The organism is Hymenobacter convexus (assembly GCF_030580955.1).
GTDB lineage: Bacteria > Bacteroidota > Bacteroidia > Cytophagales > Hymenobacteraceae > Hymenobacter.
Genome location: NZ_JAUQON010000001.1, coordinates 428,778 through 440,961, shown reverse-complemented (window position 1 = coordinate 440,961; position 12,184 = coordinate 428,778). Strand labels below are relative to the sequence as shown.

7 protein-coding genes are annotated in these 12,184 nt (G+C 63.2%); 4 read left to right on the top strand and 3 right to left on the bottom strand.

Features of this window, described 5'->3' with window-relative positions:
• The first annotated feature begins 25 nt into the window (after window positions 1-25).
• The 3 genes from rpoN to Q4S41_RS01710 all read left to right on the top strand — a co-directional run bounded on the left by rpoN (window position 26) and on the right by Q4S41_RS01710 (window position 5,419).
• Window positions 26-1,615 (top strand): RNA polymerase factor sigma-54, encoded by a 1,590-nt coding sequence (gene rpoN / locus Q4S41_RS01720; protein WP_305029405.1) that lies wholly within the window; start codon window positions 26-28, stop codon window positions 1,613-1,615.
• A gap of 184 nt (window positions 1,616-1,799) precedes the next feature.
• A complete protein-coding gene (locus Q4S41_RS01715; protein WP_305029404.1) occupies window positions 1,800-4,622 on the top strand; it encodes a response regulator in 2,823 nt (940 codons plus the stop codon).
• A gap of 203 nt (window positions 4,623-4,825) precedes the next feature.
• Window positions 4,826-5,419, top strand: coding sequence for a hypothetical protein (locus tag Q4S41_RS01710; protein WP_305029403.1), 594 nt, complete (start codon window positions 4,826-4,828; stop codon window positions 5,417-5,419).
• A gap of 29 nt (window positions 5,420-5,448) precedes the next feature.
• Here the strand turns inward: Q4S41_RS01710 and Q4S41_RS01705 are convergent, their stop codons facing one another.
• A complete protein-coding gene (locus Q4S41_RS01705; protein ID WP_305029402.1) occupies window positions 5,449-7,494 on the bottom strand; it encodes a hypothetical protein in 2,046 nt (681 codons plus the stop codon).
• 239 nt (window positions 7,495-7,733) lie between these two features.
• On the opposite strand from Q4S41_RS01705, the gene Q4S41_RS01700 reads away from it, so the two are divergent.
• Window positions 7,734-9,836, top strand: a complete 2,103-nt coding sequence (locus tag Q4S41_RS01700; RefSeq protein WP_305029401.1) for an OmpA family protein — start codon at window positions 7,734-7,736, stop codon at window positions 9,834-9,836.
• 75 nt (window positions 9,837-9,911) lie between these two features.
• Here the strand turns inward: Q4S41_RS01700 and Q4S41_RS01695 are convergent, their stop codons facing one another.
• Together Q4S41_RS01695 and proS are read right to left on the bottom strand one after the other, a co-directional pair.
• A complete protein-coding gene (locus Q4S41_RS01695) occupies window positions 9,912-10,304 on the bottom strand; it encodes a DUF4844 domain-containing protein (protein WP_305029400.1) in 393 nt (130 codons plus the stop codon).
• 342 nt (window positions 10,305-10,646) lie between these two features.
• On the bottom strand, window positions 10,647-12,122 hold the full coding sequence (gene proS / locus Q4S41_RS01690; protein WP_305029399.1) for a proline--tRNA ligase: 1,476 nt from the start codon (window positions 12,120-12,122) through the stop codon (window positions 10,647-10,649).
• Between the last annotated feature and the right edge of the window lie 62 nt (window positions 12,123-12,184).

Sequence of the window (12,184 nt, the reverse complement as noted above, 5' to 3'; positions counted from 1 at the left end):
CTTCCCTTTCCGTACTTTCGTCATTATGCAACGCCTCGACCTTAAACAGCTCCTCTCGCAAAAGCTTAGTCCGCAGCAGATTCAGTTTATCAAGCTGCTGCAAATCCCGACGGCGGAGCTGGAAACGCGCATCAAGGAAGAAATGGAGGTGAACCCGGCGCTGGAGGAAGACGAGCCCGACGACGCCGAGGAGCTGGACCGCGACGATGACGACAGCGACGACTCCGACGACCCCGACGCCAGCCTCGACAACGACGAAAACACGCTGGACGAGGACTTCGACGACCGCAGCGGCAGCGAGGCCGACACCGCTGAAGAAATGCCCGAGCCCGACCTGGCGGCGAAAGAGGACCTGGCTTCGACCGACGAAGCGCCCGACAACACCGACCTCGACCTGAGCGACTACCTCAACGACGACGAAATTGCGGGCTACAAGATGCAGGGCGACGGCCCCGGCGAGGAAGAGGAGCGCGACACCCCGCTGGCCGACACCAGCGGCTCGCTGCTGGATTCGCTGCTTGACCAGTTGCACTTTGCCGACCTCGACGAGCGGCAGGAGGCCATCGGCCAGCAACTCATCGGCTCGATTGACGGCGACGGCTACATCCGGCGCGACCTGGCAGCCATTGCCAACGACCTGGCCTTTAGCCAGAACCTGGAGGTGACGGTGCCCGAGATTGAGGCCGTGCTGCGCGTGGTGCAGCAGTTCGACCCGCCCGGCATCGCGGCGCGCGACCTGCCCGAGTGCCTGCTGCTGCAGCTGGAGCGCCGCCCGCAGGACGAGAATACGGTGAACGCCGAGCGGATTCTGACCGACACGTTCGAGGAATTCACCAAGAAGCACTACCCCCGCATTCAGCAGAAGCTGGACCTAGAGGATGATGAGCTGAAAGAAGCCATCAACGTGATTCTGAAGCTGAACCCCAAGCCGGGCGGCAGCGGCCCTACCGGCCTGGGCAAGACGCAGTATCTGATGCCGGACTTCATCCTGACAAATGATAATGGCGTGCTCAACCTGACCCTGAACGCCCGCAACGCCCCCGAACTGCGCGTGAGCCCGGCCTACACCGAGATGTTCCGGACCTACGACAAGGCCGCCAAGAAGGACACCAAGATGAAGGAGGCCGTGACCTTCGTGAAGCAGAAGCTGGACTCGGCCAAGTGGTTTATTGACGCCATCCGGCAGCGGCAGAATACGCTGCTGCGTACCATGAACGCCATTGTGGAACTGCAGCGCGAGTTTTTTATGGAAGGCGACGAGGGCAAGCTCAAGCCGATGATTCTGAAGGATATTGCCCAGATGATTGGCATGGACATTTCGACGGTGAGCCGCGTGGCCAACTCGAAATCCATCCAGACGGAGTTCGGCATTTATCCGCTCAAATACTTCTTCTCCGAAGGCATTGCCACCGACTCGGGCGAGGACGCCAGCAGCCGCGAGGTGAAAAGCATCCTCAAAGACCTCATCGGCAAGGAAAGCAAGGAGCGGCCCCTCAGCGATGACAAGCTGGAAAAAATGCTCAATGCCCGTGGCTACAACATTGCCCGCCGCACCGTGGCCAAGTACCGCGAGCAGCTGAACATTCCGGTGGCCCGCCTGCGCAAGGAACTGTAGGGCTGATGCTGGAGAAAAAGAACGTCATGTCGAGCGCAGCCGAGACATCTCGTGTGCCACCACTTATTCTTTTCGGTTGACGATTGATTTAGTGAAAGCACGCGAGATGTCTCGGCTGCGCTCGACATGACGTCCTCTTTATTCTTAATGTCGCATTCTGCTTATTGTCCAGCATATTTACAGGGTGAAAACCAACGCCCTGTCCGCCGACACCCTGCCTACTGACACTGCTGAACTTCAGAAACTACTCCTGGCCGAGCGTACCCGCCGCGAGCAGGCTGAAGCCGAAATGGCCCGCCTGCACGCCCAGAGCCGGATTCCGATGCTCAATCCCAACCCCATTCTGCGGTTGGATGCGCTGGGCAAGCTGCTGTTTGCCAACAACTCGGCCGAGGGGCTGGCGCAGGAGCTGCGCACCTCTGGCCCCTCGCGGGTGCGGCCGCAGCTGGTGCACGCCGCCACGCAGGCCCTGCGCACCGGCGAAGTGGCGCACAGCGAAGTAGTGGCCAACGGGCAGTATTTTCTGCTGTATGCGGTGCCGCTGGTGGAGGAGCAAACCGCCCTGCTCTACCTCACCGACGTGACGGCCCAGCGGCTGGCCGAGCAGGAAAACCGCGAGCAGCGCGAATTTTACGAAACGATTCTGGCCCACCTGCCGGCCGTGGTGACGGTGCTCGACCCCGACCAGCACTACCGCTACGTGAACCCCTACGCCGAGCCCGACCCGGCCCGGCGCCAGGCCCGCATCGGGCTGTCGTTTGCCAACCACGCGCACGGGTTGGGCCTGCCCGAAGCCCTGGTGGCGCGGCGCCACCGCATGTTTGAGCGGGCCGTGCGCAGCCGCGAAATGGTGAGCTGGGAGGAGCGCTGGCCCGGCCCCGACGGCCGCATCAACCTGTACTGGCTGTGCTTTTACCAGCCCATCTTTGGGGCCGACGGGGTGTTGCGCGAGGTGCTATGCTACGGCCTTGACATCACCATCCGGCGGCAGGCCGAGGCCCGCATACGCCAGAGCGAGGCCGAAATCAAGGCCCAGCAAACCTTCACCAATCTGGTGCTCGACCTCAACCCCAACCTAATTTGGGTGCGCGATGCCCAGGGCCGCACCGTGTTTGAGAACGGCGAGATGAAAGCCCAGCGCCGCCACATTGCCGAGCTGGCGGGCGCCACGTCGATGGAAGCGGCCATGAACAAGGATGAAATTCAGGTGGCCGTGGAGGCCGACCAGAAGGTGCTCCGCACCGGCCAGCCACTCACCACCCAGATGTCGATGCGGCTGGCCGATGGCACGCTGCGCTGGTACCAGACCGTGCGCTGCCCCCTGGTGCTGGCCGACGGCACCACCCAGGTGCTGGGCGTGAGCACCGACATCACGGCCCTGAAGCAGGCCCAGCACGCGGCCGAAGCCGCCGCCACGGCTCGCGAAAACTTCCTGGCCAACATGAGCCACGAAATCCGCACGCCCCTGAACGGGGTGCTGGGCATGACCAGCCTGCTGGCTAAGACCGGCCTCAACGAGCAGCAGTTCAACTACGCGGCCATCATCCAGCACTCGGGGCGGCACTTGCTGAACGTGGTGAACGACGTGCTCGACATGGCCAAAATCACCTCCGGCAAGCTGGAGCTGGAGCAGTCGGCCTTCAACCTCTGCGACTCGATGGGCAACGCCGGGCAGCCGCTGGTGCTGCAGGCCCAGGAAAAAGGCATTCGGGTGGTGGGGACACTGCTGCGCGACTCCTGCCCCCACCCCTGGGTGCTGGGCGACTCCTACCGCCTCAACCAGGTGCTCATCAACCTGCTCTCGAACGCCATCAAGTTCACGCCGGTGGGCGGCACCATCACGGTGGGCGGCTACTTTGTGAGCGAGACGGCAGACACGCTCACCACCGAGTTTCGGGTGACGGACACCGGCATCGGCATTGCGCCCGACAAGCTGGACACCATCTTCCAGGAATTCACCCAGGCCTACGCCGACACCACCCGGCAGTTTGGCGGCACCGGACTGGGCCTGAGCATCAGCCGGGCGCTGGTGCAGCAAATGGGCGGCCGGCTCATGGTGCACAGCGAGCTGGGCAAAGGCAGCTCGTTTTCCTTCATCACCACCCTGCCCAAGGCCAGCGCCGAGGCCCGGGCGGCGGCGCTGGCCCCGTTGGCGCCGGTGCAGAGCGCGGCCGTGCGCGGCGCCCGCGTGCTGCTGGTAGAAGACAACGCCGTGAACCGGGAAGTGGCCCAGCTGCTGCTCGAAGGCCACGGCGTGGTGGTGGACGAGGCGGCCAGCGGCACCGAGGCGCTGGAGCAATTTGAGCTGCACCGCTACGACGTGGTGCTGATGGACATTCAGATGCCGGGCATGAACGGGCTGGAAGCCACCGCCCGCATCCGGGCCCACACCGACCCCACCAAGGCGGGCACGCCCATTCTGGCCCTCACGGCCAACGCCTTCCGGGCCGATGCCGAGAAATACGCCGCCGCCGGCATGAACGACACCCTGCCCAAACCCTTCGACGAGGCCGAGCTGCTCCGCAAGCTGGCTTCGCTGATGGCCGGCGGCAGTGGCCCCCTGCTGGAAAAAACCACCGCCGCCGAATCAGCGTCAAGCCCGGAGCCGGCCTCCACCCCATCGGCCCCGCCTGCTGCGCCCGCTCCTCCGGTGCCCCGCCCCGCCCCGGCCCACATTCCCCTCTACAACCTGGCCCTGCTGCACGAAACGGCCCACGGCAGCGTGGCCTTCATGAACCGCATTCTCACTTCCTTCCACACCAATACCCCCGCCAGCGTGGCCGAGCTGCGCACCGCCCTGGCCGCCGCCGACTGGCCCACCGCCGCCGCCGTGGCCCACCGCCTGCGCCCCTCCCTGCGCCTGCTGGGCGCCGCCCGCGTAGCCCCGCACCTGGAAACCCTGGAATCGGCTGGGGCGACTGATGCGGAGCGGCAGACCGCTACGGAAGGTTTCATCGAAGGGCTGACGGCGCTGCTGGAGGGACTGCCGGAGCGGGTGATGGCGTAGGTAAAACGACGTAGGGGCAGGGCTTGCTCCCGCTTGGACGCTGGCGCCGCCATAACGATTTCGTTCCACGACCGGGCGGGGGCAAGCCCCGCACCTACGTCGTTCTGACGGCACTTTTTCCACATTCCCTGCCAGTGAAGCTACTCGTCGTCTGCATGAGCGGTGCCTGCCTACTAGCCTCTTGCGAAAGCAAGCCCGTACCCATGCATGCCGCTGTTTTGCCGGCCCCGCCGGGCTCGCCTGCCGGCTTGTTCGCGGGGATTGACTCGACCGTGTACCGCCTTGATTCGGCTAACATCACCGGCGGACGCTACCTGTTGGCTCCGTTGAAGGAGGATGGACAATTCGCTGCGGTGTTTTACCGGCCGGCGCCTACGCAGGCCTGGCAAGAGGTGGCAACGCTTCCAAATGTGGAGGCCCTCGACACCGCCAACATTGACCGGCAAGGGCGCGAGGAACTGTTGATACAAAATGTGATGCGGGCCGATGGCAGCGGGGGCGGCACCCAGTGCCACTCGCTGGCCATCTACCGCTGCGAGACGGAGCCGCGCAAAGTATTTGAAGCGCCGACCCGTTATGTTGATGAATGGTTTGGCTTCGACGGCCCCAACACCGGCCACTACTATGAATCAACGCAAGCCATATCAATCGGCTACGGCACCATTCGGGTAGGGCGCCCCCGCATCAGCCCGGCCATCCATTGCAACGGCTACGACCTCTGCATCAGTTGCAAGCCCAGGCTCAAACCGGGCGCCTACGCCCTGCGCGGCGACACCGTTGTTCGATTTGGTCCCTGACCGGGAGTAGCACTAATAAGAAGCCAGCGCTACCGCCGCCCCACGCGCCACTCCGCCGTCACCTCAAAGTAGGGCAGCACCCGCTCCGTTTCGCGGTCCAAATCCAGGGCCGAGTAGCTGGTGCCGATGAAGGCGCCCCGGCCCAGGGTGTAGGTCGAGTAGGTGCGCATCCATTGCAGCCACAGGCTGGCCGTGAGGTTGAAGCCGGCCGTGGCGCGGCGCTCGATGGCCACCTCCGGCCCCTGCTGCCGGGTGATGTTGTGCAAGTAGATGAGGCTCACGGCGGGGTTAGGCGCCGTGGCGTCGGGTAGCAGGGCGGCGCGTCCGTAGTTGCGCTGCTCCAGCAGGCGGTAGCCCAGGCGCAGGCTGGTGCTGCCGCGCGGCCCGGCCCAGCTCTGGCGGGCCCCAATGTTCAGGTCGTGCGTCACGCTGGTATCGAGGGGGCTCTCGCGGAAGCGGGTCCAGTCGAGCTGGCCCACGCGGTTTTCGCGGCGCACGTAGTCGGCCAGCAGCAGCAGGCGAGGCCGCAGCTGGTAGGTGAGGCTCTGGGTTTGCTCCAGCACGCGGCTGGCGCGGTTGCGCAGTTGCTCGGTGGCCTGGTCGCGCACCTGGTAGCTCACCCAGAGGTGGTAGTTGGAGCGGATGCTCCACTTGCCCGGCGCCCACGTAAAGCCCGGCTCCCAGTGCAACAGGTGGTCGGTATAGTTCTCGGCGCTCAGCCCGGCCCGGATGAACACCGTCTGGCGGTACTCGCCGGCCACGCCCAGCGTGGTGCGGAAAGCCCCGGCCCAGCGGCCCGTCCAGGTCAGGCGCAGCAGGTGCTGGGCTTCGTCGCGGGTTTGCTGGTTGTCTTTGCTGGGGGCGTCCACGCGCAGCAGCTGGGCGGTGCCCAGCAGGGCCAGCGCGTGGCGGGCCGTGGGCAGCCAGGTCAGGTTGCCCTGCCACAGCGTGGTTTGCTCGGTGATGTCCTTCACCTGCTCGCGGGCCAGGGCGGTGGCCAGGCGCGCGGCGCTCAGGTTGCGGGAGTTGTCGAGGTAGTAGGCCCGGGTGCGCTCATGGTAATTGAAGGTGAAGCTGGCCTGCAGCTTGGGCCGGGCAAAGCGTAGCTCCTGTCGGGTGTCCAGTTCCCGCTGACGGTAGCCCACGTTCTGCAGGGTGTCGGCGCCCTCACTCAACCGGCGGTACAGAAAAGCCCGCGTGGGCAGCAGCACGCTGTTGTCGGAGCGCAGCGTGGCGTACTCGTTCACCTTGTAGGTGGCGCCCGCCTGCGCCAGCACCGTGTCGGACTGAATGCGCTGCACCGAGCCCAGCAGATAGTCCTCGGCGCGGTTGGTGCGGTAGCCCAGGCGGCCCTGCACCAGCAGCGGCGCGTTTTCCAGAAACGCCTGCTCGCCGGCGGCCTCGGCTACCAGCCGCTGCATGGTGCGCGGCCCCAGCTGCGAGCGGGTGCCCAGCACGCGCACGGCCAGCGGCGGCGCAGCCATGCCATTCAGGAAATAAATCGCGGCCGCATCGAAGCCGTAGGCCACGCCGGCGTCGTCGCGGCCGTTGCGGCGGTCGGTGGCCAGGCCGCCCAGCGCCGTGAGGTGCAGCTGGCTCAGCGTATCGAGGGGGCTGCCCGGCCGCAGGCGGCGCTGGTAGCCCACGCGGCCCAGCCACAGGCCGGTGCGGGTGCTGTTGGCCCGGCTTTGGTCGTAGTGCAACTGCTGGCCCACCTGCCAGTGGTTGGCCGCGTCAAGGGTGAAGACGTGGGCTACGTCGGCGCCGTAGTCCTGGCGCACGAAGGGCGGGGTACCGCGCGAGTCGTAAATCCAGTCGCTCCCCACGCGGTAGCGCAGCTGCTGGCGCGGGCCCAGGCGCAGGTAGCCCAGCGCCCGGCTGGTTTGCACGAAGGTGCTCACGCCCACCCGCCGCGCCTGCGCCACCAGCCACAGCGCCGTATCCACGCCGGCCGGCCGCAAGCCGCTGAACACCGGCCCAAACGGTGTGGCGCCCACCAGCACCTGGGCCGTGGCGCGCCGGGCCGGCACTAGGAAAAACAATAAAATCAGCCCGGCCACAATGCCCCGAATCAAGGGCCGAAAATTCGGCCCTCTCCCCTGTTCACGCACCGAAAACGCTTGAATTGCCACACCTCAGCGCCCCGCAGAATGTTGGCTCGCGGAACGGTTTCGGGAAGGTAATACATTCGTTTGGCAGGCTTCGCAAATCTTTTTCATTAGGTTAGATGATGTAAATCACTTCGCCATTCCATTGCAATTGCCGTTATTTGCCGGACTTACCGCTGTTGCTACGTTTTCATTCGGTCATTACTATGAATAATTATCTTATCCGAAACGCACTACTGGCGGTGCCCGCGGCGCTGCTGCTCTCGGCGGCCCCGGCCCTGGCCCAGCACGTGCAGTGGGCCGCTCGCCTCGTCGCGGTATCGTCCTACAAGTCGGAAGGCAAAGACCCCTTCTCCCCCAACCAGGTGCTGGGCGTGCCCAACGCCCTACCGCTGGGCCAAATCAGCAACGACGCCTGGATTCCACGCAAGGAGGGGCCCAATGAGTTCATTGAAGTGCGCTTTGCCCGCTCCATCGCGGCCCAGCAGGTCACCATCGTGGAGAACTTCAACCCCGGCTCCATCACCAAAGTCGAGCTGATTGATACCAAAGGCGCGTCGCACGAGGTGTATGCCAACGCCAACCCCGGCCCGCTGCCCGAAACCTTCCGCACGCTGGAAATCCGCTTCCCGGTGGCCGAGTACCGCACGCTGGGCGTGAAGGTGTACATGAACACGGCCAAAGTGGAGGGCGTAAACCAGATTGACGCCATCGGCGTCGCCGATGTGGCCTCCACCATGGTGAAGCAGGATTTCACCGCTCCCAAAGGCCCCGATGCCGTGAAGTCGACGCAGTTTGACTCCTCGCTGGTGAGCCTCGGGCCGAACGTGAACACGCGCTACGTGGACACCCACCCGGTGATTTCGCCCGACGGCCGCACGCTCTACTTCGCTCGTCAAAACCACCCCGGCAACGTGGGCGGCGCCCGCGACCCGCAGGACATCTGGTACTCGAAACTGGTGTCGGGCCGCAACAAAACCTGGAGCTTGGCCAAGAACATGACCGAGCCCAGCAACACCCCCGAAGACCCCAATGGCCTGGCCTCGGTGTCGGCCAACGGCAAGTCAGCCCTGCTCATCGGCGTGTACGAAGACGGCCTGATGCAACCCAAGGGCTTCAGCATGAGCAAGCAAACGCCCGGCGGCTGGACCAAGCCCGTGAAGGTGGAAATCGACGACTACTACAACAAAGACCCCGAGCACATCGACGGCTTCCTGGCCACTTCGGGCAAGGCCCTGCTCATGGCCGTGGAGCGCACCGACGGCGCCGGCGGCCAAGATTTATATGTGAGCTTCCCCAAGGTTGATAAGCTGCCGGAAGGCGTGGCCACGGTGAAAAAGCAGACCGAATGGACCAAGCCGCTCAATCTGGGCCGCAACATCAACACCAGCGGCTCGGACTTTGCGCCCTTCTTGGCCGCCGATGAAAAGACGCTGTATTTTGCCAGCGACGGGCGCGGCGGCTATGGCAAGTCCGACATTTTCTACACCAAGCGCCTCGACGATACCTGGACCAACTGGAGTACGCCCCGCAACCTGGGCCCGGTGGTGAACTCGCCCGATTTCGACGCCTATTACACGATTTCGGCCGCCGGCCAGGACGCTTACCTGGTGTCGTCGCGCAACGGCGTGGACGGCTCAAAGGATATTTTTCGCATCTCGCTGGCCCCCGCCTTCCAGCCCGAAGTGGTGACGCTGGTAACCGGCCAAGTGCTCGACGTGAACACCAAGAAGCCCATCCGGGCCATCATCCACTACGAAAACCTGCTCACGGGTGAGGAAATCGGGGTGACCGAAACCGACCCACGCGACGGTTCCTACACCATTGTGCTGCCCAGCGGCGTGCAGTACGGCATGCGCGCCGAAGCCAAAGGCTACATCGCCGAAAACGCCAACCTCGACGTGACGGCCAAAGACAAGTACTCGGAGCAGAAGCAGGACCTGTTCCTCGTGCCCTTCGACGTGGGCCAGACCGTGAAGCTGAACAATATCTTCTTCCAGCAAAGCAAGTACTACCTCAACACCAGCTCCTACCCCGAGCTGTTGCGCCTCATCCGCATCATGAAGGACTACCCCACGGTGGAAATCAAGATTGCGGGCCACACCGATAACCAGGGCGACCCCGCCCTCAACCTCAAGCTGAGCCAGGACCGGGTGAACGAGGTGAAGAAGTACCTGGTGGCCCACGGCATCAACGGCGGCCGCATCACCACCGAAGGCTTCGGCGGCACCAAGCCCATCGCCAGCAACGACCAGGAAGAAACCCGCTCCCGCAACCGCCGCGTGGAGTTCACGATTACAAAGAAGTAAAAGCTGCTTTCTTCAACAACAAAAAGCCCCGGCACCATATGGTGCCGGGGCTTTTTGTTGCGGGCTGGCGGTGGACTATTTCTTGGCCGTGGCCTCGGTTTCGACAAAGGCCGTGAGGCGACCTTCGGAGCTTTCAATGCCCACCAGGTCGAGCAGGTCCTGATAGAAGGAAGCCACTTGCTGACGGTCTTCCAGCGTTTTCGTTAGCGGGCTGATGCGGGCTAGACCCTCATCAAGGCTTTTCAGGAAAGCTTCTTTGGTAGGATTGGTGCGGCCGGACATGGCCAGAAAATCAGACGTGGACTGCACCAGCACGCGGTTGGTCAGCGGACGGGCTTCAATAGGCAGAATGGCGGCCTTTTTGCCAATGACCACGGCATCCTGCGTTTGCTTGAGCAGCTTTTCAAGCTTGCCCGCGGCCTTGCTGGGCATGGTGATGGACGTTTGGGCAGAGGCGGAGCCTGCCATCAAGAAGAGTAAAGCGAGCAGAAAATGGCGCATAGCTGGGAAGAATGGATGGAAAGAGTGAAGGAGTATAAACCGCGCAATCACGCGGCCTTTTCATAATCAAAGATAATTAAAACAAATAATATTCATAGTTATTATGTCAAATTATTTATCGAAATGAGAATATTTTATCCAATATGATAGATTTTTGGCCTCCCATTTACTATAGCAAAAGGTTGCAAATGGCAAGAGCCGCAGTGCAGCTACAGATTCATGATGATTCTGTAACTGCACTGCGGCTCAAGCAAAATTGAGACTATATGAGGTCGTTAACTCACGATGGAGTCGCAACCACTGAATCCGCTAGTAGGCGCGGGCAAAGTAGGCGCGGCGGGCACTCGGCTTGCCCGTCACCATGCAGATGCCTTCCTCGTCGGGCTCGGCTAGGGCTAGGCAGCGCACGGTGGCTTTGGTTTCGTCCTTGATGCGCTCCTCGGTTTCGGAGGTGCCGTCGTAGTGCGCCAGCAGGAAGCCGGGCTCCTCGTCTAGCATGCGCTTGAACTCGTCGTAGCTGTCCACGCGCGTAGTGTTGGTATCGCGGAATTTGCGGGCCTTTGCGTAGATGTTGGCCTGGATGTCGATGAGCAGCTGGTCGACGCTGGCCACGATATCGGCCAGCGGCAGGCTCATTTTCTCCTTGGTGTCGCGGCGCACCACTTCCACGGTGCCGGCGTCGAGGTCGCGCGCGCCGATGGCCAGGCGCACGGGCACGCCCTTCAGCTCCCACTCGGCAAACTTGAAGCCGGGCCGCTCGGTGTCGCGGGCGTCCAGCTTCACTGAAATGCCGCGGGCAATGAGGCCCTGCTGAATAGGCCGGATGCGCTCAAGCAGCGCGTCCAACTCGCCGGTTTTGTACACGGGCACGATGACGCACTGAATCGGGGCCAGCTTGGGCGGCAGCACTAGGCCTTCGTCGTCGGAATGGGCCATCACGAGGGCGCCCATCAGGCGGGTGCTCACGCCCCAGCTGGTGCCCCACACGTGCTCCCGCACGCCTTCCTTGTTGGCAAACTGCACGTCGAAGGCCTTGGCGAAGTTCTGGCCCAGGAAGTGGCTGGTGCCCGCCTGCAGGGCCTTGCCGTCCTGCATCAGCGCCTCGATGCAATAAGTATCCTCGGCGCCGGCGAAACGCTCGTTGGGCGTTTTTACGCCTTTCACCACAGGCAGGGCCATGTGCTCCTCGGCAAACTCGGCGTACACGTCGAGCATCTGGCGGGTTTCGGCCACGGCTTCCTCGGCGGTGGCGTGGGCGGTGTGCCCTTCCTGCCACAGGAATTCGGCGGTGCGCAGAAACAGGCGGGTGCGCATTTCCCAGCGCACCACGTTGGCCCACTGGTTGATGAGCAGCGGCAGGTCGCGGTAGCTCTGCACCCAGTTTTTGTATGTGCTCCAGATGATGGCCTCCGAGGTGGGGCGCACCACTAGCTCTTCTTCGAGCTTGGCGTTGGGGTCGACGCGCAGCTTGCCCGGTTTGTCGGGGTCGGTCTGGAGGCGGTAGTGCGTCACCACGGCGCACTCTTTGGCGAAGCCTTCGGCGTTTTTTTCCTCGGCCTCAAACAGGCTTTTGGGTACGAAGAGCGGGAAGTAGGCGTTTTCGTGGCCAGTGCGCTTGAACATATCGTCCAGCTGGCGCTGCATTTTTTCCCAAATGGCGTAGCCGTAGGGTTTTATCACCATGCAGCCGCGCACGGCCGAATTTTCGGCCAAGCCAGCGCGTTTCACTAACTCATTGTACCAGAGAGAGTAATCTTCTTGACGGGTAGGCAACTTTTTGCTCATGGAAGGCATCTTAGGGGTAATCGAAAAAGTTCCCAACTCTGGTACAACATTTGAATTGACCA